Below are 21988 nucleotides of genomic sequence, written 5' to 3'. Positions count from 1 at the left end.
CGTGTGCGAGGGGTCCGGCGCCTGCTGATGGAGGTTCGCATGAGTAGTGCACCTGCTGACGCGGGCCCGGCACCGGGCCCCCGTACCCCGTCCTCGACGGCGGATTCGGGCATCGACCCGAAGAACAAGAAGGACAAGAGCGACCCGGAGTTCGGGGACACGCTGGGCGGTCTGCTGATCCCCGGCGGCGCTCTGACCGCCCTGATCGGACTGTGCTGGATGGGCCACCAGTTCGGGCTCGTCGCCGTGATCGGCGCGATCGTGGCCTGCGCGGCGGCTGCCTGCGCCGGGATATCGCGACGCTCCCGCCGTAACGGGCGCCGGGGCGGCGGGTTCGGCGGCTGGCCCGGCGGACGAGGCAGCCCACGAGGCGCCGGGTTCGGCGGTTCCGGCATGGCCCACCGCACCCCCGGCTTCGGCTCCGGGTACGGACGCGGGGGCGCCGGCGGTCTGCGGTCCGGGGCCGGAGGGCGGGGCCGGACCGGTCCCACCTCCGCGTCCGGTCTGGGGTTGACGGGTCCCGCGTCGCGGCGGCCGGCCGGGATGATGGGCAAGCCTCTGCCTCTCCAGTCCACCGCGCGCAACGCCTCGCACCCGAGTGCGCCATTGGGGCGTGGGGCGGCAGCCACCGGCGGTCCCGGTCGCTCCACCAGCCCCCGTCACGCCCCCTCCCCGGCCCGCCACCCTGAACCCTCACGTGGTGTGGGCGGGCTCGGTTCCTCCGCGCCGCGGCAGGGCCGCGGCCCGGTAGGGGCGTTGTTTCGCAACCTCCCCCGGCGGTCCGGCAGTTCCCTGCTCAAAGGCTCCGACGGGGGCGGCCTCGACAAGGGCCTCAACAAGCTCACAGCCCCGGTCGCAGACCGGGCGGCAGGCGCGTCCTTGCTGGACAAGCTCGCCCGCCGCAACCGCGACAACGACATGTCCGTATCACCTCGAACCGACCAGCTGATCGCCCCGGCGAAGGAACCCAAGGCCTCAGACGCGAAGGCGTCCCCCCTGAACGGGGATGCGGCGGCGCCTCGTCGGGAGCGGGCCGCGATGACGTGGCGGCGCCGCGCGCAGTACCGAATCGGACGGGCCCTGCGCGACCACACCAGCCCCACCGCCCGCCAGCGGATCCGCACCACCACCGGTGCCCTGCGCCAGGCTGGCCGGAGCGTCTCCCGTTACGGCAGCCCGGCCCTCGCCTACGTGCTGCGCTACGGCACCCGCGCCCTGATGCGCGCCCACATGGCGCTCGGCACGATGCGGTTCTCCTCCATGGGCCCGAACTGGGCCCGCCCGCTCGCCCGACTCCTGCACGTCGTCACGACGCCGGGTGCGCGGGCGGTGGCCTGGATGGGGTCGTGGGGCTGGCTCAACCGCTGGATGTACCAGCACACCAGCACCCAGCCCGCCCCGCCGAAGAAGCCGCCGCGCACCCGCCGCCAGCCGGGCGCGCATCGTCCCGTCTCCCGTCCCGGAGCCGCCGGGACGGGCACCACCCAACCGAAGGGAACCCCCATGGGCACCTCTGGCTCCGGGCTGGAGCACACCCTCCCGCTGCGCTACGCGGCTGAGTCCGTCCGCACCGCGGGCGCGATGATGCTCCTCAACCCGGCCGACAACATGGTCGGCTACGAGGCGACGATCCGGGCGCTGACGGATGTGCAGCGCGCGATCGGCGACGTCATCCACATGGCCGCCGTCAATAGCCGCGAGAACTTCAAGGTCAACGAGGCGATCCCGGAGGCGTACGAGGACACCGCCGTCTACGCCTACGCCCTCTCCGGGCGCCTGGAGTCCATCCCGGTGCTGTACCGGATGATCCACGCCGAGCAGCTCGACAACCTGGAGAACCCCACCCCGCAGGCCGCCAAGTGGGACGTGTCCGCCAACCGGTAACCACCGCCCCGTCCCGGGTCGCACACGGCGACCCGGGACGGGCCCTTTCCGGCTCCTCGACGAGGAATGGAGAAGAGCATGTTGAGCCGTCCGCGCTCTCACGAGCCGATCCCCTGGCGCCACGGCGTCGTCTCCACACCGCTGTTCACCGCGGCGACCGTCTACGCCGGCGGCCTCGGGCTGGGCCTCGCGCAGGACTCCGGGGCCACCCTGCCGGTGGGCTGGATCGCCGTCGGCTCCCTGACCGGCATCGCCGCCGCCGGCGTCTCCCGCTGGCTGCGCACCGCCGACCCCAAGAACCCGTCCTCGAAGCGCAGGTGGTTCCACACCGGGTTCACCGCGACGTGGACGACCGCCACCTACGCCTGGCTCAACTGGGCCGCCCACGGCTCCCCCTGGACCATGGCGTCGGCCGCCGCCGTCGCCGCGGGCGCCGCCGCGCTGACCCCGTTCTACGCGATCGACCGGGGCCTGAGGGCCGAGGAGATCGCCGCGCAGTGGGCCCACGAGGCAGGCGCGAAGACCGCTGACCTGGCGGAGTGGGAGAAGGTGCTGGAGGACTGCGGCGCCCGCGGCGTGAGCGTGACGAAGTCCACCCCGACGCGCGGCGGGTACAAGCTGCTGCTCAGCCTCGACAAGACGCCCGTCAAGCAGCTTCACCAGCTGCTGCCGATGCTGGAGGTCCGCAAGGGCGACCTGCGCACCGGCTCCCTGCGGCTGGAGCCGACGCCTACCGCGTCGCAGGCGTGGCTGCACGTCACCACCCGCGACGTCCTCGGCGAAACCCTGACCCTGCCCGAGGACGACCACCCGCTGACCATCAACGAGCCGCTGAGTCTCGGCATGCTGGAGTCCGGGGAGCCGCTGGAGATCCTGTTCCGGCAGAACAGCATCCTGATCGCCGGGAAGAAAGGCTCCGGCAAGTCCGTTCTGCTGCATGTGGTGATCGCGGCGATCACCCGGGCCACGGACGCGGTGATCTGGATGATCGACCTCGCCGAAGGCAACGCGGCGAGCCGCTGGCTGCGGCCGTGGGTGGAGGGCTGGAAGGACGAGACCGGCGCGCTCATCGACCGGCCGATTCTCGACTGGGTCGCCACCACCCACGAGGAAGCCGTCCGCCTCCTCGACGCCGCCCTCGCCGTCGCCGAGGGCCGGTCGGGGCGGATGAAGGGCGGCAAGATCCGCCCCTCCGAGAAGGAACCCGCGCTGATCGTCCTGTCCGACGAGAACGCCGACCTCATGGCCTGGAACCCCAAGGCCGTCCAGGCCAAGACCCGCGGGGTGAAGAAGGGCCGGAAGGCGGCGGTCGACTACATCGACGCCGTCCAGCGCGGCACCGGCCCCAACACCGGCGGCGGGGAGATCGACTCGCAGTACGACACGGTCATCGGCATGCGGTTCTCCAAGAAGGCCGAGGGGCAGTTCGTCTTCCCCGACCACTACGCCGCCGTCGACCTGTCCCTCCTGCCGTGCGCCGGCGCCCTCTACATCCTCGACGAGGACCGGCGGCGCGCGGGCGGCGTCGGCCCGGAGCGCGGGAAGGTCTACTTCGCCCGCGACGACGACGAACTGCCGGACGGCACGCCGTGCGACGACATCGAGCAGCTCTCCGTCGCCCGCTGGGACATCCGCCCCGACCTCGACGCCGCCGCCCAGGCCGACGCCGCCCCCTACGGCTACGCCGACCGCTGGAGCAACGAAGCCCGTACCGCCTGGCTCCGCGACACCACCACCGAACCCGCCACCACCGTCACCGTCGGCACCACCACAGCACAGGCACAGACCCCCGCCACACCGCCCCCGCCGTCCGCGGGGCCGGGGGATCCGGCGGGCGGGGCCGGGCCGCTGCCCGCGATGCGCCCTCTGGAGTACTACGTCGACAAGGCCAAGGCCGCCGACCCCTCACCGGCCCAGCCGGAAAAGGAGGCCCCCGACCCCGATCCGGGCACGGGGGCGGGGTCGGGCGGGGAGCGGGCGGAGGATCCGCGGATCGCGGCGGCCATCGCCGACGTCCTCGCCGGAGTCGAGCGGATCACCGAAGAAGCCGCCCAAGCCGACACCCCCGACGGCCGGCCGCACGGCGACGAGGCGGCAGGCGAGAGCGGGGTGGAGGCGGGGCCGGAGTGGCTGCCCGCCGCCCTCGACGCGATCAAGGACACCGGGACCGCCGGCATGAACGTCGCGGGCGTCGCCGACCTCGTCGGCCGCGACCGCAAGACCGTCCGCGCCGCCCTCAAAGCCGCCGCCGACCGCGGCGAACTCGTCTACCGCGACCGCGGACCGCGCTCCGTCTACATCCACCCCGACCGCACCTAACCGTCACACACAGCTACTGGGTAGTGGGTAGTGGGGAGCCACACCCCACTACCCACCAACCCCACCCACCTCACCCCTAGGGCTGGTCGGAAGGCACGTCTACTGGGGAATTCCCCACTACCCACTACCCAGTACTCACTACCCACTAGAACTACACACCGTAATCAACCAGTGGACGGCCGCCCGGCATCGGGACGGCCGTCCGACGTGTCTGGAGGCACCCATGGGCTTAACCGTCAGCGCCGTCTTCGTCCTCGGCATCATCACGATCGTCCTCGTCCGCGGCCGCTCCCTCACCCTCGGCAGCGCCGTCACCGTGTTTCTCTTCGGCTTCTTCGTCGCCTCCACCGGCGCCGGGCCCGCCATCCGCGCCGCCTGCGACGCCATAGCCAAGACCATCTCCCACCTCGCCGCCTGACCCGGCCCGACCCCGGCCGCCGGAAGGAGACCCCGTGCCCTACGACGCACGCCCGCTCACCCCCGAGACGATCCGCCCGGCGCCGGTGGCCGCCGCCCCTCTCCCACAGCCCGTTCCGGTCGGGGAGGTGCCGGTGCTGCCACCGGGACTGGAAGTCGTCACCCTGCCCACCGGCACCCGCACCCTCGCCTACACCACCCCACCCGTGCCGACGGCTGAGCAACCCGCCCCGGCGGCGGGGGCCCGGCCGATCCCGACGTGGGCCCGCACCACCGCCCTCCTCGTCCCCACCGTCGGCGGCGGCCTCGCCGTCGCCGGACTCGGCCTCTCCTACGCAGCCCCCTCACTCATCGCCATGAGCCACGCCCTGTGGGCCGTCGTCGCCCTCATCGCCACCGGTGCCGCCGCCCTCACCCTCCTCCGACGCACCCGCAACTCCGCGCCCGCGCCCACCCAGATCACCCAACACATCACCTCAACCGGCGCGTTCAGCCGCGCCCACGGCACCGTCAACCACCGCTGACCTGATCCACCTGGGGGACCCGTGCTCCGCCTGCGCATACAGCGCATCACCTGGCCCAGACCCGCCCTGATACTCACCGACACCCCCGACCCCACCTGCCCCGACTGCGGCGGTGACGGCGCCGTCCCGCGCCCCGGCCACATCCCGGCCGGCCACTTCGACGCCAGGGGCTGGGAGCGCTGCCGCTGCTGGCGCGCCCACCGCTGGTGGACCCTCCTGCCCCTGCCCCACACCCGCACTCACTGAAAGTCTGATCAACCCGGGGCGACCGCCGCATCTCGCCAAAGAACGCGGTCGCCCCGGTCCAGCACAGAAACAGAACAGAACAGTGCACTGGAGGTCTCCAGCATGACCTACCCGACCCCGATCCCGCACCACCGCCGCCCGCTGCGTGTCCTGGACGCGTACTGCTGCATCGGCGGCGCCACCCGCGGCTACCAACTCACCGGCGCCCACGTCACCGGCGTCGACATCGCCCCCCAGCCGGACTACTGCGGCGACGCGTTCGTCCAGGGTGACGCCGTCGAGTACATCCGGGAGCACGGCAAGGGGTTCGACTTCATCCACACCTCCCCGCCCTGCCAGGGCGAGGGCGCCCCCACCAAGGGCACCAACCGCTCCCGCAACATCGCCACCGGCCGGGCCCACCCCCGGCTCATCGCGCCGACCCGCGCCGCGCTGGAGAGCACCGGGGTTCCGTACGTGATCGAGAACGTGGCCGGCAGCACCGTCCGCAAGGACCTGCGACTGCGCGGGGAGATGTTCGGCCTCGCCGTGCTCATGCACCGCTACTTCGAACTCGGCGGCTGGAACACCCCGCAGCCCGCGCACCCCGCCCACCGGGGCCGGGTCCGCGGCTGGCGACACGGCGAATACTTCGACGGCCCGTACGTCGCCGCGTACGGCTCCGGCGGCGGCAAAGCCACCGTCGCCGAGATCCGCGCCGCCAAGAACATCGACTGGAGCGTCGACCACTTCCGTCTCCGCGAAGCACTGCCCCCGGCCTACACCCACTGGATCGGCACAGCCTTCCTCGCCCACACCGCGCAGGAGGTGGCCGCGTGAGCACCCTGCTCGATGCCGCCCTGGCCGCCGCTGCGCGCGGCTGGGCTGTCTTCCCGCTGCGCCCCGGCACCAAGCGCCCCGCGCTCCATCGTGAAGACCGCTGCCCCCGCACCGGGCCCTGCACCGAACGGCACCTGAAGTGGGAGCAGCGCGCGACCACGGAACCGCGCCGGATCCGCGCCGCTTGGGCTGCCGGGCAGTTCAACATCGGCCTCGCCACCGGCCCTTCGCAGCTTCTCGTCGTGGACCTGGATGTACCGAAGGACATGAAGGACGCGCACGGCGCGACGACTTTCCAGGCGCTCTGCGAGCGCGCCGGACAGCCGGAGCCCACCACCTACACGGTGCGGACCCCCACCGGCGGCCTCCACTTGTACTTCACCGCCCCGCCCGGCGCCCGGCTGGGCAACACCGCGGGGACGCTCGCCCCGCTGGTCGACACCCGCGCGGCAGGCGGCTATGTCGTCGCCGCGGGCAGCATCACCCCGACCGGACGGTACGAGACGGCGAGCAGCGCCGCGGTGGCCCCGCTGCCCGGGTGGTTGCTGCTCCTGCTCCAGCCCGCGCCCGCCCGCCCCGCGGCGCCTCTGCACCTTCCTGCGGTGAGCGGTAGCCGAGCAGCGCTGGCCGCACTGGAGGCGGAGTGCGCGGTGGTCGCCGCGGCGCCGGACAAGCAGCGCAACAACGTGCTCAACCGGTCCGCCTTCAAGGTGGGGCGCTTCGTCGCGTGGGGCGACCTCCCCCGGCACGTGGCGGAGGAGGCCTTCCAAGGGGCGGGAGAGGGGCGGGGACTCACCGCGGCCGAGTGCCGCGCCACGATCCGCAGCGCCCTGGACAGCTCCATCCGCAAAGCCCGGCCCCGGGATGCGGCATGAGCACCCCACCCCGCTCCCCCTTGGAAGGCCACCCCCACCCCATCGGCCCGCACCCCGCCGAACCGGCCCGCACCCCGTCCGGCAGTGGAGCGCCAAAGGACGCCGCCCGAAGGGCGTCCCCTTCAAGTCCTGACCCGCACCCGGGCGACGGGCGGCACCCCATCGCCTGGCTGCACATCACCGCACCCCGCGGCGCATCCCCCACCGCCCGCTCGGTGTGCGTGTGCGGGCGGGACCTGTTCGCTGCCGGACACACCAAGGTCCACGCCCTCATCGCCGACCACACCACCCACCGCGACGCCTGCCCCCAGCGCCCGCACCACGAAAGGAACAGCGCATGACCAGCCCCGACGCCATCGACGGCGCCGCCCTCCTCGACGAGATCGAGGCATTCCACCGTCGCTTCAACGTCTTCCCTCGCCAGGCCGCCTACGTCGCGACGACCCTCTGGGACGCTCACGCACACCTCTTCGACGCCTTCGACTCCACCCCCCGCCTGGCGTTCCTCAGCCCCGAGCCCGGCAGCGGCAAAAGCCGCGCCCTGGAAATCGTCAACACCCTCGTCCCGCGCCCTCTGGCCACCGTGAACGCCAGCGCCAACGCCCTGTTCAGGGTCGTCACCTCCGACGCCGGCCGCCCCACCCTCCTCTTCGACGAGATCGACACGGTCTTCGGCCCCAAGGCAGGCGGCAACGAGGAACTGCGCGGATTCCTCAACTCCGGCTACCGGCGCGGCGCTTCCTCCTTGCGGTGCGTCGGGGAAGGGACCAACCAGAGCGCCGCGCCCTTCCCCTCGTTCTGCGCCGTCGCCATCGCGGGGCTGGGGTCCCTGCCCGACACGATCCTGACCCGCTCCGTCATCATCCGGATGCGCAAGCGCGCCCCCAACGAGATGGTCGAGCCCTACCGCCAGCGGATCCATGAGAGGGAGGGACACGCGCTGCGCGACCGCCTCGCCGAGTGGGCCGACCAGGTCCGCGACGAGGTCACCGACGCCTGGCCGCAGCTCCCCGATGGGATCTCCGACCGGCCCGCCGACGTCTGGGAACCGCTCCTCGCCGTCGCCGAAGCCGCCGGCGAGGCCTGGCCCGAGCGCGCCCGCGCCGCCTGCGTCGAACTGGTCGCCGCAGCAACCGACGGCGACCCCGTCTCCATCGGCGTCCAGCTCCTCACCGACCTGCGCGACAAGGTCTTCCAGGGCGTCGACCGGATGCCCACCGCCGCCATCCTCGCCATCCTCCTGGAGCTGGAAGAAGCACCCTGGGCCGACATGAACGGCCGCCCACTCACCTCCCGGGGCCTGGCCAAGATGCTCGGCGAGTACGTCACCAGCAACAACACACCGATCAAACCGCGGTCCATCCGGACCTCCAGCGGAGTGCCGAAGGGCTACTACGCCGAAGACCTCGTCGACGCGTGGAACCGCTACTGCCCCACCCCCTCCAAGACACCCGCTACATCCGCTACATCCGCTACACCCCAGGTCAACAGGGGTGCCGCTGTAGCGGATACGAGCGATGTAGCGGAACGAACCGCAACACCCACCCTCACCCTCGCCCCCACCGCGTAGCACCCCTATCCGCTACACCCCACACATCCGCTACACCAAACAGGCCCCTGACCTGCGGTGTAGCGGATGTAGCGGATGTAGCGGACTCCCCGGGGAGGGGAGAAGAAGACTCGTTTCGTCTCGACGAAAGAGGAATTCATGGCAACGGCTCAGATACAGCCTCGCCTCTACAAAGTTGAGGACGCAGCGCGATTGTGCGGCCTTGGCCGATCGATGGCGTACGAAGAGATCCGACTCGGGCGGCTCCGCACCGTACGGGTTGGCCGACGTCGACTCATTCCGCTTCAGTACATCGACGAATATGTCGCTTTGCTGATGCAGGAGTCAGAAGTAGCTAGCTGAATTGGCAAACGAGTGGGGTCGCGTCGCTGGGCTACGTGACCCCACTCCCATTCTGGGAGGAAAATGCGTGACTAGCCGCAAGTCCAACGGCGAAGACTCGATCTACTGGGATAAAGCCAAAGGTCGATACATCGGGGCGATCTCGCTCGGATTTTTTCCTGATGGTCGACGTAACCGGCCAAAGGTGTCAGGGAAGACTAAGGCTGAAGTTCGAGCCAAGCTTCGAGGGAAAAGGAAGGAAGCCGAGGCGGGCGTGAGGTCGCACGCCAACTACACCATCGAAAAGGCTGTGAGGGCATGGCTCGCCCATGGGCTCAAGGGGAGGGACAAGGGGAGCATCGAGACCTACACCAGGATGGCTACGAATCATGTGATCGCTGACCTGGGAAAGGCGAAGCTGACCGATCTCACGCCTGACGCCGTTGACTGCTGGCTTGATGAGAAGTCGCTGGTCCTCGCCAAGAGCTCACTGGAGATGATCCTTTCGATCCTGCGTCGGTCGATTTCGCATGCGCAGCGCAGCGACCTGGTCACGCGTAATGTCGCTAAACTCGTGGAACTGCCTGATGGTCAGCCGGGTAGGCCGAGTAAATCGCTAACGCTGAAGCAGGCGGAGTCTGTGCTTGCTGCGAGGAAAGGGTCCTGGGTTCACGTGTACGTCGCGGTTTCGCTTCTCGTGGGCATCCGGACGGAGGAGGTTAGGCCCCTCACGTGGAGCCGGGTGCACCTTTATCCGGGAGGAGGATCTCCGCCGCACATTGAAGTTTGGAGGTCGGTGCGTCGAAAAGGAGAAACCAAGACTCAGAAGAGTCGACGCACTTTGGGAATGCCCCAAGGACTGGTGGAACTCCTTGCAGAGCATCGTGTGACGCAGCGGTCTCGGCGAGAGCAGCTGGGTCTAGCCTGGGACCCTGACGGTTTCGTCTTCGGTACGGACGCCGGTGAGCAACGAACCGCGGACCATGTGCGGCGCAACTTTCGTGCTCTACTGCGTGACGCCGGGTTCCCGGACCCGATGCAGTGGACGCCGCGGGAGCTCCGGCACAGCTTCGTTTCCATCCTCTCGGATCAAGGTGTCCCAGTGGAGAAGATCGCTCAGCTTGTAGGTCACAGCTCGACACGGATGACCGAGGCTGTCTACCGGCACCAGATCCGCCCCGTGATCACGGAGGGGGCTGAGGCTATGGATGAAATCTTCTTCAGAGACGTGAACAGGAACGCCGGGGATTGAGGCACGCTTGCCTCGCGTGGCTCCCTATTTGGCTCCCCGGTGAGCTGCGGGGAGCCGCCTCCCTACGCCTGACCTGCTGAGTACTCTTCCAGGTCGCTTAAGGTCGGGCTAAGCGGCGGCTCAGGTTTCCGCCGTCCGGCCGGTTCCCGGCAGGTCACGGGGGCGGGAGGGGCCCCGGGGAAAACCGCTTCCAGGGTCCTGTCGAGAAGGGGCCCGCCACGAGATATCTTGATGTCAAGCAATGTTGCAGACGTGGAGCGGAGCACCGGTGACTGACTCGACCATCATCTACACCCACACCGACGAGGCGCCGGCACTGGCGACCTACTCGTTCCTGCCGGTCATCGAGGCGTACGCCTCGACCGCGGGCGTCGCCGTGGAGACCCGGGACATCTCCCTCGCGGGCCGGATCATCGCGAGCTTCCCCGAGCGCCTGCGGGAGGACCAGCGCATCGACGACGCCCTCGCCGAGCTGGGCGAGCTGGCGAAGACGCCGGGCGCCAACATCATCAAGCTGCCGAACATCTCGGCGTCCATCCCGCAGCTCAAGGCCGCCATCGCCGAGCTGAAGGAGCAGGGCTACGCGCTGCCGGACTACCCGGACGACCCGAAGACCGATGAGGACAAGGACGTCCGCGCCCGTTACGACAAGGTCAAGGGCAGCGCCGTCAACCCGGTCCTGCGCGAGGGCAACTCCGACCGCCGCGCCCCCGCGTCGGTCAAGAACTACGCCAAGGCCCACCCGCACCGCATGGGCAAGTGGACCGCCGAGTCCAAGACCAACGTCGCCACCATGGGCGTGGACGACTTCCGCTCCACCGAGAAGTCCGCGGTCATCGCCGCGGACGGTGCGCTGCGCATCGAGCTGACCGGTGACGACGGCTCCACCACCGTGCTGCGCGAGTCGGTGCCGGTCCTCAAGGGTGAGGTCGTCGACGCCTCCGTCATGCGCGTCGCCGCGCTGCGCGAGTTCTTCACCGCGCAGATCGCCCGCGCCAAGGCCGAGGGCGTCCTCTTCTCGCTGCACCTCAAGGCCACGATGATGAAGGTCTCCGACCCGATCATCTTCGGGCACGCGGTGCGCGCCTTCTTCCCGAAGACCTTCGCCGAGTACGGCGACGTGCTGGCCGCCGCGGGCCTGACCCCGAACGACGGTCTCGGCGGCATCCTCAAGGGCGCCGAGGCGCTGCCCGAGGGCGCGGCCATCAAGGCGTCCTTCGAGGCGGAGCTGGCCGAGGGCCCGGAGATGGCGATGGTCGACTCCGACCGCGGCATCACCAACCTGCACGTCCCGTCCGACGTCATCGTCGACGCGTCCATGCCGGCCATGATCCGTACCTCCGGCCACATGTGGGGCCCCGACGGCCAGGAGCACGACACCCTCGCCGTCCTCCCCGACAGCAGCTACGCCGGCGTCTACCAGGTCGTCATCGACGACTGCCGTGCCAACGGCGCCTTCGACCCGGCCACCATGGGCTCGGTACCCAACGTCGGCCTCATGGCGCAGAAGGCCGAGGAGTACGGCAGCCACGACAAGACCTTCGAGATCCCCGCCACCGGCACGGTGCGCGTCCTCGACGGCAACGGTGACGTCGTCCTGGAGCAGGCCGTCGGCGCCGGCGACATCTTCCGCATGTGCCAGACCAAGGACCTGCCGATCCAGGACTGGGTCAAGCTGGCCGTCACCCGCGCCCGCGCCACCGGCGCCCCGGCCGTCTTCTGGCTCGACGAGGGCCGCGCCCACGACGCGCAGCTGATCGCCAAGGTCAAGACCTACCTCGCCGACCACGACACCGACGGTCTGCAGATCGAGATCATGTCGCCGGAGGCGGCCACCGCCTTCTCCCTGGAGCGCATCCGCCGCGGCGAGGACACCATCTCGGTCACCGGCAACGTCCTGCGTGACTACCTGACGGACCTCTTCCCCATCCTGGAGCTGGGCACCAGCGCCAAGATGCTCTCCGTCGTCCCGCTGATGAACGGCGGTGGCCTCTTCGAGACCGGCGCCGGCGGCTCCGCGCCCAAGCACGTCCAGCAGCTGGTCAAGGAGAACTACCTGCGCTGGGACAGCCTGGGCGAGTTCCTCGCGCTGGCCGTCAGTTTCGAGCACCTCGCGCAGACCACCGGCAACGCCCGCGCCCAGGTCCTGGCCGACACCCTCGACCGCGCGACCGGCACCTTCCTCAACGAGGACAAGTCCCCCAGCCGCAAGCTCGGCGGTATCGACAACCGCGGCAGCCACTTCTACCTGGCCCTCTACTGGGCGCAGGAGCTGGCCAAGCAGACCGACGACACGCAGCTCGCCGAGGCGTTCGCGGCGCTCGCCAAGACGCTGACCGAGCAGGAGCGGACCATCGTCGACGAGCTGATCGCGGTCCAGGGCGCCCCGGTCGACCTCGGCGGCTACTACCAGCCCGCCGCCGCCAAGGCCGCCGCCGTCATGCGTCCGTCGGCCACCTTCAACCAGGCGCTGGCCACCCTGAGCTGATCCGGCCCGCGGGACGCCTCCCGCGCCCCGCCCTCCGCCCCGTCCGGCACCCGCCGGGCGGGGCGGAGGCATGTCCGGGGCCTGCCCGGCGGGGTGCGGGTGGGTGCGGAACCCGCCCGCCCCGGCGCCCGCCCGCCGCGTCGTAGGGGCGGGGGGCCGGGGCCGTACGAGGCGGCGGGCGCCGGGTTACGGCCATACCGTGGCCGGGGGACGCCCCGGAACCGGACGGCGGTCCTGGCTCGTTCGGAACAGTCCGGAACCTGCATAGGTGGTTGCTACAGCTACCCCGGCGTACCGTGATCAACGTGGTCGGCTGCCGCAAATGCGGCGGCCCGCTTCCTCTTAAGGAGCCGCGAGATGTGTGGAATCACCGGATGGATCTCCTACGACCGTGACCTCACCGCCGAGCGTCCCACCCTTGAAGCCATGACCGAGACGATGGCCTGCCGCGGACCGGACGCCGCCGGGATCTGGCTCGGTACCCATGCCGCGTTCGGCCACCGCCGCCTCGCCGTCATCGACATCGACGGCGGCAAACAGCCGATGTCCGTCGAGCACGACGGCCGCACCCTGCTGGTCACCACGTACAGCGGCGAGGTCTACAACTACCGTGAACTGAAAGCCGAGTTGGAGGGTCTGGGGCACTCCTTCCGGACGCAGAGCGACACCGAGGTCGTGCTCCACGCCTACCTGGAGTGGGGCGAGGCGTTCACCGAGCGCCTCAACGGGATGTACGCCTTCGCGCTCTGGGACCCGCGGACCGAGGAACTCCTCCTGGTCCGTGACCGGATGGGTATCAAGCCCCTTTACTACCGGCCCACCCCGCACGGTGTGCTCTTCGGCTCCGAGCCCAAGGCGATCAACGCCCACCCCGAGGTGCGGCCCGCCGTCGATGCCGAGGGCCTCGCCGAACTGATCACTTTCACCAAGACCCCCGGCCACGGCGTCTTCAAGGACATGTACGAGGTCCGCCCCGGCCACACCGTCCGCGTCACCCGCGACGGTCTGACCACCCGCTGCTACTGGGCCCTTCAGGCGCGCGAGCACACCGACGACCTCGACACCACCGTCGCGCACATCCGCGGTCTGCTGGACGACATCGTCGCCCGTCAGCTCATCGCCGACGTCCCGCTGTGCTCCCTGCTCTCCGGCGGCCTCGACTCCTCCGCGATCACCGCGCTCGCCGCCGGTGCGCTGGCCGGACAGGGCAACGGCCCGGTCCGCTCCTTCGCCGTCGACTTCGCCGGCTACACCGAGAACTTCACCCCCGACGACCTGCGCGGCACCCCCGACGGCCCGTACGCCCACGCCCTCGCCGAGCACGTCGCCTCCGACCACCACGACATCGTGCTGGACACCGCCGCGCTGATGGACCCCGCCCACCGCGCCGCCGTCCTCGCCGCCCGCGACCTGCCCAACGGCTTCGGCGACGGCGACACCTCGCTCTACCTCCTATTCAAGGCGGTACGCGAACAGTCGACGGTCGCGCTCTCCGGTGAATCGGCCGACGAGATCTTCGGCGGCTACCGCTGGTTCCACGACCCCGAGGCCGTCCACGCCGACACCTTCCCCTGGATCGCCGCCGGCGTCTCGGGCCGCTTCGCCGGCGGCAACGCCGTCCGCGAGGCGCTCCTCGACCGCGGGCTCCTGGAACGCCTCGACCTCAAGGGCTACGAGGACCGCCGCTACCGCGAGGCGCTGGCCGAGGTCCCCTACCTCGACAGCGACACCGGGCTCCAGCGGCGGATGCGCGAGGTCAGCTATCTGCACCTGACCCGCTTCGTGCAGATCCTCCTCGACCGCAAGGACCGCGCCTCGATGGCCGTCGGCCTGGAGGTCCGTGTCCCGTTCTGCGACCACCGCCTCGTCGAGTACGTCTTCAACACCCCCTGGTCGATGAAGACGTTCGACGGCCGTGAGAAGTCGCTGCTGCGCGCCGCCGTCCGCGACGTGCTGCCCGCCTCCGTCGCCGACCGGGTCAAGAGCCCGTACCCCAGCATCCAGGACCCGGGGTACAACGAGGCGCTCCGCAACGAACTGCGGGAGGTCACCGCCGACCGGAACGCCCCGGTCAAGCCGCTGCTGGACTCCGCCATCGTCAAGGAGGCCACCGCCGAGGGCGCCACCGAGGACATCCGTCCCGGCGCCGAACTGGTCCTCGGCCTCAACGCCTGGCTCCGCACCACGGGCACCACGCTGGACCTGTGAGCCGGACCGCCCCGGGGAGCACCACCGCGCCCCGGGGCGGGCCACCGGCCGCGTCGACCCGGGCGGGCCACCGTCCCGCCGGGGCACCGGGCTCGGCGGCGTGCCCCGGCCGGACCGCCGTGGCGGGACGCCGGGCGGGGCCGCCGCCGCGGACCGGCGCGGACCGGCGGGGACCGCCCCGGGCTCCCGGTCCGCCCTGCCGCACAATGGGTGCGACAAACGCGTCCCGGCCCCCCGGGCCGCCCCCCGCACCCCAGGAGCGCCCGCCGTGACCTCGCCGCAGCACCTCCGGATCAGCCTCGACCCCCGGTCCGCCGACGCCCCGTTCGAGCAGGTCCGCGCCACCATCGCCGAGCGGGCCAGGTCCGGGGAGCTGCCCGTGGGGTTCCGGCTCCCCACCGTCCGCGCACTCGCCGGTGACCTGGGCCTCGCCGCCAACACCGTCGCCAAGGCGTACCGCGCGCTGGAGACCGACGGGGTGATCGAGACCCGCGGCCGCAACGGCAGCTTCATCGCCGCGGCGGGCGACGCCGCAGGGAAGGAGGCCGCCACCGCCGCCGCCGACTACGCCCGCCGCGCCCACCGCCTCGGCCTGGACCACGACGCCGCCCTCGCCGCCGTCCGTGACGCGCTCCGCGCCGCGTACGGCACCGGCGGCTGACCCGGGGCGCCGCCCACCCGGACATGCCCGCCCGTACGGCTGCCCGAATCCCGCGGCGGGCCCGGCCTATCGTGACGGCATGAGCAACCTCGATCTCAAACCCGTCACCAAACGCTGCGGGGGCAACGGCCGCACCGGGCCGGTCCGCGACGTCCAGCCCGGCAAGCAGGTGCCGCTCGGCGAGTCCACGCTGGTGCGCCGGCTGCTGCCCAACCTCGGCCGCCGGATGGTCGGCGCCTGGTGCTTCGTCGACCACTACGGTCCCGACGACATCGCCGGTGAGCCCGGTATGCAGGTGGCGCCGCACCCGCACATGGGTCTGCAGACCGTCAGCTGGCTGCACGACGGGGAGGTGCTGCACCGCGACAGCCTGGGCAGCCTCCAGACCGTCCGCCCGCGCGAACTGGGCCTGATGACCTCGGGCCGGGCCATCGCGCACTCCGAGGAATCGCCGCGCGACCACAGCCGGCTGCTGCACGGCGCGCAGCTGTGGGTCGCGCTGCCCGGCGAACACCGCCACACCGAGCCGTCGTTCGAGCACCACGGCGATCTGCCCGTCCTCACCGGGGCCGGCGGCCTCACCGCCACCGTCATCCTCGGCGAACTGGCCGGCGCCGCCTCGCCCGGCACCACGTACTCCCCGCTCGTCGGCGCCGACCTCGCCCTCACCGCCGGGACCGACACCCGGCTGCCGGTCGACCCGGACTTCGAGTACGCCGCCTTGACCATCTCCGGCGAGAGCGAGGTCGACGGCGTCCGCCTCGCCCCCGGCTCCCTCCTCTATCTCGGCTGCGGCCGCACCGAACTCCCGCTCCGCGCCCCCACCGACTGCGCCCTGCTCCTCCTCGGCGGCGAACCCTTCGAGGAACACCTCGTCATGTGGTGGAACTTCATCGGGCGGTCGCACGAGGATATCGCACAGGCCCGCGCCGACTGGGTGAACGGCGACCGCTTCGGCACCGTCCACGGCTATGACGGCCCCCCGCTGCCCGCGCCGACGCTGCCGGGCGTACCGCTGAAGCCGCGGGGGAGGGCGCGCTGAGCTGCGAATTCACGTCTCGGGGAGCAGACAGATGACAGAGGAACCACGCGAGCGTCACCCACCGTCGTGCCAGAGATGGGATGGCCCCCGAGGCGGCGCATTGATCCCTTGCGGTTCTCCAGGGTGTGCTCACGTGTAATTGTTTGTGCCAGTCCGGATGCTGACCCCATGCTGACTTTATTGACGCTGCGTCAGGTCTCTGTGGGGCGAGCTGACCAAGCGGAGAAGGGGTATGGCACGGCGGTCGGGAGGAGGTGCTGAGGGCGCAGAGGTGAGGAGGCGATCTGCGTCCTCAGTAGTGCGGCCGTAGCGTGTGCCGTGGGACACGGTCGGTACGCAGTTGACTGTGGGCTTTCCACAGTCGTCACGTTGCTGCTCAAGGGTCACCTTTTGTGGCTGCCTTCAGCGGTGTTGCCGTTCTGTGGAGCAGCAACGTGGCACCACCAGCTCATCTTCCGCGGATTTCACTCTTCGTCTCCTCGCGCTAGTGGTGGTTATCCCCAGGTCGTCAGTGCCCCCGATATTTCGTTACCGCGCGCTCGGTTCGGGTTGCGGCTGAGTCTGCGGTGCTGATCGGTTTGACCGGCACGCGTGTCCTCGCCTCCTTCGGTAGCCGATCGGGCTGCTGAATACTTCTTCCGTGTCGCAGAGACACCAGTGTGTCGAGCTAGTGCGGGCCGCCTAGCCTCCCGACGAGATCGACGATGGTGCGGTGCCCGGGGACGGGTAAGCAGCGTTGATCGTCGCCACTCACACTGCTTATCAGATAAGCGGTGTGGGTTTGAGGGATTCCACCCTTCCGAGGGACTTCGGTGATCGACTCGTCTGCCTACCATTTGCATTGGCGCTCACCATGCAATTGCATATGCGAAAGCTCTGTGAGCTGCAGGGGGCGCGGATGGTGTGACGCGAAGTGAGGGGAAGAAGAGTGGAACTTGGTAACGGGGTATCGGCCAGCAAGATCGCTGATGCTCGGTGGTTCAAGAGTGCGGCGAGTAAGACGGAGAACTGTGTGGAGGTGACGGGTCTGCCCGGCGGCGATGTGGCCTTCCGTAACTCCCGTTTCCCTTCGGGTCCGGCCCTTCTTTTCACGGCGGACGAGATGAAGGCGTTCATCGCCGGAGTTAAGTGCGCAGAATTCGACCACTTGGTCGATTCTGCGATGTGATCATCCGACTGAACTGAGAGGTGTAGCCTGACTGGCGGACACGCGGGTCTCTTTCTGGGATACTGCCCAGGTAACTGGTCGGTCCCTAACTGGAGCCTGCGTGTCCGCTGTTCGTAAACTGGAGCAAGAAGAGGCGGCGAGCACCATGTCCGCAGCTCGTGAATGCACGAATGCTGCGGCGGCCCGTCTGCTGGGTGAGAAGTTGCGGGCCTTGCGCGCGAGGCGTGGCCTTGGCTTGAAGGATGTTGCGCCGATCATCGGTGCTTCAGTTTCGAAGATCAGCCGGATTGAATTGGCCAGGAGCCCGGCGAAATATCAAGACGTCATGGCCTTGGCCTCGCACTACGCTGCAACGTCGGCTGAGAAAGCCGAGCTTGAAGTGCTCTACCAGCAGTCGCAGAACAGTGAGTGGTACGAGCAGTACGCCGACGTGACAACCGACTATTTCCGTCGTCTGATCGCGCTGGAGGGGCAGGCGAACCGGATCATGACCTACGAGAACCAGGTTGTGCCCGGCCTACTCCAGATACGCCCCTATGCGAAGACATTGCTGCGTGCAGGACTTCCCACCCACAGTGATGCCGACATCGACCGCCTTGCCGATCTGCGCGAGAAGCGCCAGGTGATTCTCCGGGACCCGGCCCCGGAGGTGGTGGCACTCATCGACGAGGGCGTACTGCGGCGGCCGGTCGGTGGTGTTCGCGTGATGTATGACCAGCTGAACCACCTTCTGGATCTTGGGGACGACGAAGGGCTGAATATCAGCATCGGCATCGTTCCTTTCCTTGTCGGAGCCTTGGCGAGCCCTCCTTACCCGATCACTCATCTGCGCTTCGCAGACGGTGGGCCGGCGGAGCTGGTTTACGTGGAAATTCTAAAGAGCGCCAATTACATCACCAGGGCTCCCGAGATCAAGGAGCACATGTTGGTGCTGGAGAACTTGATGTCGACCCAGACCGGTTGGGCGGCGAGCCGCTCGCGGATTGAAGCGATGCGTGACGAGTATGCGAAGCACCTCTAGAGCTTCTGCTCTTCCAGGGCCCTGTGGTCAAAGGACTTCGCCGACGCCTCCCCACTCGACCCAGTCGGTGGGGCGAAGGCGCTGCGGTGGCGGTGCTGCAGTAGGTCGCCAGTCGACGACATCACACAGTCCGGGCGGCAGGATTTTCAACCCGTCGAAATAGGCGCGCACTTCGCCTCGTTCCCGGACGCGGCCCCATTGGCCACCGGTCGCCTGCCGCATCAGTTCGGTCACGCCGTCACGAACCTCGACGCGGTCGCTGACAAGCTGGCAGATCACGATGATGCTGCCGGGGGTGAGGGCCTGCGTGATCTTGCGGATGAGGGCTGCCGGGGTGCGGTCGTCGTTGGTGTCGGGTAGGCAGTGCAGAACGGAAACGAAAAGGACTGCGACCTTCTTGCCGAAGTTAAGGAAGCTGTCGTCGGCTGCCGCAGCGAGGATCTCCTCCGTGTCGCGCATGTCGGCCTGCAGTACCCGGGTGTTGCTGTTGCGTAGGAGTCGGGTCCGAGCGTGAGCGAGAACGGCGGGGTCGTTGTCGACGTAGACGACCTTGGCGTCAGGGTTGATGCGCTGCGCGATCTGGTGGACGTTGTCCTGCGTCGGCAGTCCGGACCCGTGGTCGAGGAACTGGTCTATTCCGAAGTCGTCGGCCAGGATGCGGACGACGCGCTGCAGGAAACTCCGGTTGTTGCGGGCGAGTAATTGGCTGCTGGGCGCGATGTCCAGCAGCCGGCGGCAAGCCTCCTTGTCAACGTCGTAGTTGTCGACGCCGCCCAGCAGCCAGTCGTACATCCTGGCCGCTGTTGGCATGTTCATGTTGATGGACGGTGTTCGGGGTTTCTCTCCCTCGAACATGTGCCCTCCTGCCCCAGGTGGAGGTACTGAAACACTGAAGAGGCCAGTGTAGAAGGGCAGTTGATGGTGTGTTATCCCACGGTCGGGTGTAATTCAGTGGGTGGTGCAACGTACCGGCTAGAGGGAGAGAAACGGCGAGGTCCGCATCTTCGGCCGACGTCGGCGGAGAGTGGCTTCGGCGGCACGGAGGCGGATGCGTACGGCGGAGGGGTCGGCGCCCATGAGGGTGGCCATCTGCCCGACGTTCAGGTTCACCCCGTGACGCAGGACGATCACATCGGCCTGCTCATCGGGCAGGAGGTCATACACGGTGGTGCACCAACGGCGTTCCTGTCGACACGGGTCGTGCACGGCGGCGGCCGCAGAGAGCAGTTCCCACGCCCGCGCGGGCAGGCACGGACTCTGCAGAGCGGTGCGCCAGCGGAGGGACAACTCGTCCAATGCGCGTTCCACCGTCGAGCGGGCGCACCCCTCACTACCGGAGCGGGCTTGTGCGTAGAGGAGGTAGGGACGCTGATGGAGTTGGCAGAACGCCTCGAACTCCAGCGGCGGACGACGTGGCGGGGTGATGGCCATGCGTGGCCGGGGACGCGTCACGAGCCGGCCCGGTCGTTGCGGAGGGCCTCGCCGTCGGCGAGGGTCCGTTGGAGGTCGTCCCAGTGCGGGCGAATCCAGCTGTGATGGACCGCCATGCCGACGGTCACCGCAGCCAGTTGCTCCCAGTTCTCCGGCCGGCCGCCGTTCAGGAGGCGGTGAACCAGGGCGGTGGGTAGCGCGCACCGGCGGCTGATCTCGGTGTCGGAAGGGCCGCCAACGGTGAGACGCAGGCCCCTCAACGCATCACGAAGGCGCCTTTGGGCGGCGTCGACGGTCTCCGGTACCGACCGCGGATGACCGGTCACGGCCTCCCAGATGTACCGGACCGCACGGGCATCGTGCGGCTCGCTGAGGAGGATCTCGGTGAGCATGCATGTGACCGCCCAGCTCGCCGTGCGTTCCCCCTTCAGAAGGGACTCGACGTCGTCGTCTGCCATCTCGGCCTCGGCGGCGATGTCGGCCAGCGGAAGATCCTGGCGAATCTGTAGCGTCGTCAGGGCGTTGCCCAGCGCTTCGGGCGCTAGTTGGGGAGCCGGCGACGCCGCCGGGACAGGTCCGATCGCATACTCGGGGCCGGAGGCCTCAGGAGGTGGCGTGAGGGCCGGAGGCTTGCGCAGGGCGAGCAATTTTTCTAGCTTGAGGGCCGTCCAGCGGGTCCGTGCCGACGCCACGCTGGTGCCCGCGTCCGTGGCGATTGCCTCCCATGGGACCCCCTCGTTTCTTTCATCGCGTACCGCGGCGGCGACGAAGGTGGCGAGTTCCGTCTTCACGAACTCCGCCTGTTCGAGCAGTAACCCCAGCGAAGCCTTGCGCTGTGCCGTCGCGGCGAGGATGCCGGCGGCGGCATAGACAGATTCAGCAATCGGCGGGCTGAGACGCTGCTGCCCCGCCTCCGCAGGCGTTGTCAGCTTCTGGCGGTCGCGGAGGCGCTGTGCTCGCCGTCGGCATGTCGGGTCGCAGTAATCCCTCGGCCGCCCGGAGCGGCCGGGCTCCGGCGGGATCTCGTTTCCGCAGCAGGCGCACCGATCGCGCGCGAGCTTGGACATCATGATCTATCCCCTTAATGAGTGCGTCCTGGTGGAAAGCCCGGGGGGCGGAGGCTCCGCCCCCCGGGCCACGGTCAACGGCGGCAGTGACGCCGGTAGCTGAACCAGGAACATCCGCACAGCACGGGCAGTGCAGCGGAGAGGAGATCAGCCGTGTGCGTTGGCACAGAGGTGCCGGTGATCACACACACGGTGAGAATCAAGATCACGATCAGGGCTGAAACGCGGGAGCCGATGGTTTCTGCCTGCGGTGCAGCAGGCATACTCAGCCTGTGGAGTGCCGCGGTGCCGGTTCGACGCGTACCGCAGTCCTTCCTCATGGACATAGCTGCTTCCAATCTTGGTAGTGGCCGGTCCACGCGGCCCCGGGGCCCTACCCCCGGGGTCGCGCCATGACCCACACGCCGTGGCCTTTTGGGGCGTGTGACCCATGAGCCTACAGCCAGTTGGTACGCCTTTACGGTGCGTTCGCACCTACTTGCACGGGTGCTCCTGGTGCGAATGAGGCTGGCGTACTCCTCACACGCCCCGCCGCCCGCCCGATACTGGGCGATGAGCGCATGGCGCTCGAATTCCTCTCAGATTGAAGCGATTCTGAACAACTGGGCGCGAATGCGACTGTCGGGAATCGACTACCGAGCACATTCCACTACCAAGGTGGCCAATCGGAAAAGT

Annotated in this window: 20 protein-coding genes; 17 read left to right on the top strand and 3 right to left on the bottom strand. The window is 69.3% G+C overall.

Annotated elements, in window-relative coordinates; genetic code table 11:
- The first annotated feature begins 39 nt into the window (after positions 1-39).
- From ACZ4M8_RS16825 to ACZ4M8_RS16745, 17 genes are all read left to right on the top strand, one after another.
- Complete coding sequence (locus tag ACZ4M8_RS16825) at positions 40-1884, top strand: hypothetical protein (protein ID WP_467607811.1); 1845 nt, start codon at positions 40-42, stop codon at positions 1882-1884.
- A gap of 78 nt (positions 1885-1962) precedes the next feature.
- Positions 1963-4203, top strand: a complete 2241-nt coding sequence (locus tag ACZ4M8_RS16820) for a P-loop NTPase family protein (protein WP_467607808.1) — start codon at positions 1963-1965, stop codon at positions 4201-4203.
- 223 nt (positions 4204-4426) lie between these two features.
- Positions 4427-4621, top strand: a complete 195-nt coding sequence (locus ACZ4M8_RS16815) for a hypothetical protein (protein ID WP_467607806.1) — start codon at positions 4427-4429, stop codon at positions 4619-4621.
- Positions 4622-4655: 34 nt separating this feature from the next.
- Positions 4656-5144: a hypothetical protein gene (locus ACZ4M8_RS16810; RefSeq protein ID WP_467607803.1), complete on the top strand. Its 489-nt coding sequence runs from the start codon at positions 4656-4658 to the stop codon at positions 5142-5144.
- Positions 5145-5165: 21 nt separating this feature from the next.
- The gene (locus tag ACZ4M8_RS16805; RefSeq protein WP_467607800.1) at positions 5166-5390 is read left to right on the top strand and encodes a hypothetical protein; all 225 of its coding nucleotides are present in this window, start codon (positions 5166-5168) and stop codon (positions 5388-5390) included.
- A gap of 102 nt (positions 5391-5492) precedes the next feature.
- On the top strand, positions 5493-6209 hold the full coding sequence (locus ACZ4M8_RS16800) for a class I SAM-dependent methyltransferase (protein ID WP_467607798.1): 717 nt from the start codon (positions 5493-5495) through the stop codon (positions 6207-6209).
- Complete coding sequence (locus tag ACZ4M8_RS16795; RefSeq protein ID WP_467607794.1) at positions 6206-7084, top strand: bifunctional DNA primase/polymerase; 879 nt, start codon at positions 6206-6208, stop codon at positions 7082-7084. The genes ACZ4M8_RS16800 and ACZ4M8_RS16795 overlap by 4 nt, the downstream gene beginning before the upstream one ends.
- Complete coding sequence (locus ACZ4M8_RS16790) at positions 7081-7425, top strand: hypothetical protein (protein ID WP_467607792.1); 345 nt, start codon at positions 7081-7083, stop codon at positions 7423-7425. Before ACZ4M8_RS16795 ends, ACZ4M8_RS16790 begins: the two co-directional genes overlap by 4 nt.
- Positions 7422-8654: a DUF3631 domain-containing protein gene (locus ACZ4M8_RS16785; protein WP_467607790.1), complete on the top strand. Its 1233-nt coding sequence runs from the start codon at positions 7422-7424 to the stop codon at positions 8652-8654. Before ACZ4M8_RS16790 ends, ACZ4M8_RS16785 begins: the two co-directional genes overlap by 4 nt.
- Positions 8655-8792: 138 nt before the next feature.
- The gene (locus tag ACZ4M8_RS16780) at positions 8793-8996 is read left to right on the top strand and encodes a helix-turn-helix domain-containing protein (RefSeq protein WP_467607787.1); all 204 of its coding nucleotides are present in this window, start codon (positions 8793-8795) and stop codon (positions 8994-8996) included.
- Between the two features lie 67 nt (positions 8997-9063).
- Entirely contained in the window at positions 9064-10227 is a 1164-nt protein-coding gene (locus ACZ4M8_RS16775; RefSeq protein ID WP_467607785.1) for a tyrosine-type recombinase/integrase, read from the top strand.
- Between the two features lie 268 nt (positions 10228-10495).
- Positions 10496-12715, top strand: a complete 2220-nt coding sequence (locus ACZ4M8_RS16770) for an NADP-dependent isocitrate dehydrogenase (RefSeq protein WP_467607783.1) — start codon at positions 10496-10498, stop codon at positions 12713-12715.
- A gap of 357 nt (positions 12716-13072) precedes the next feature.
- Positions 13073-14923, top strand: a complete 1851-nt coding sequence (gene asnB / locus ACZ4M8_RS16765; RefSeq protein ID WP_467607780.1) for an asparagine synthase (glutamine-hydrolyzing) — start codon at positions 13073-13075, stop codon at positions 14921-14923.
- A 268-nt stretch (positions 14924-15191) separates the two neighbouring features.
- Positions 15192-15584 (top strand): GntR family transcriptional regulator, encoded by a 393-nt coding sequence (locus tag ACZ4M8_RS16760; protein ID WP_467607778.1) that lies wholly within the window; start codon positions 15192-15194, stop codon positions 15582-15584.
- A 79-nt stretch (positions 15585-15663) separates the two neighbouring features.
- Entirely contained in the window at positions 15664-16626 is a 963-nt protein-coding gene (locus ACZ4M8_RS16755) for a pirin family protein (protein WP_467607775.1), read from the top strand.
- 928 nt (positions 16627-17554) lie between these two features.
- A complete protein-coding gene (locus ACZ4M8_RS16750) occupies positions 17555-17794 on the top strand; it encodes a DUF397 domain-containing protein (protein WP_467607772.1) in 240 nt (79 codons plus the stop codon).
- 100 nt (positions 17795-17894) lie between these two features.
- Positions 17895-18815 carry a helix-turn-helix domain-containing protein gene (locus ACZ4M8_RS16745; RefSeq protein WP_467607769.1) on the top strand — a complete coding sequence of 307 codons (921 nt, stop codon included), beginning with the start codon at positions 17895-17897 and terminating at the stop codon, positions 18813-18815.
- A gap of 27 nt (positions 18816-18842) precedes the next feature.
- On the opposite strand, the gene ACZ4M8_RS16740 is transcribed toward ACZ4M8_RS16745, so the two are convergent.
- From ACZ4M8_RS16740 to ACZ4M8_RS16730, 3 genes are all read right to left on the bottom strand, one after another.
- Positions 18843-19670, bottom strand: coding sequence for an SAM-dependent methyltransferase (locus ACZ4M8_RS16740; protein WP_467607767.1), 828 nt, complete (start codon positions 19668-19670; stop codon positions 18843-18845).
- A 117-nt stretch (positions 19671-19787) separates the two neighbouring features.
- A complete protein-coding gene (locus tag ACZ4M8_RS16735; protein WP_467607765.1) occupies positions 19788-20246 on the bottom strand; it encodes an RNA polymerase sigma factor sigma-70 region 4 domain-containing protein in 459 nt (152 codons plus the stop codon).
- A gap of 17 nt (positions 20247-20263) precedes the next feature.
- On the bottom strand, positions 20264-21316 hold the full coding sequence (locus tag ACZ4M8_RS16730; protein ID WP_467607763.1) for a hypothetical protein: 1053 nt from the start codon (positions 21314-21316) through the stop codon (positions 20264-20266).
- Positions 21317-21988 lie beyond the last annotated feature (672 nt).

The sequence above is a fragment of the Streptomyces sp. NPDC027185 genome, from assembly GCF_055567035.1.
This window is presented reverse-complemented; position numbering and strand designations above follow the sequence as displayed.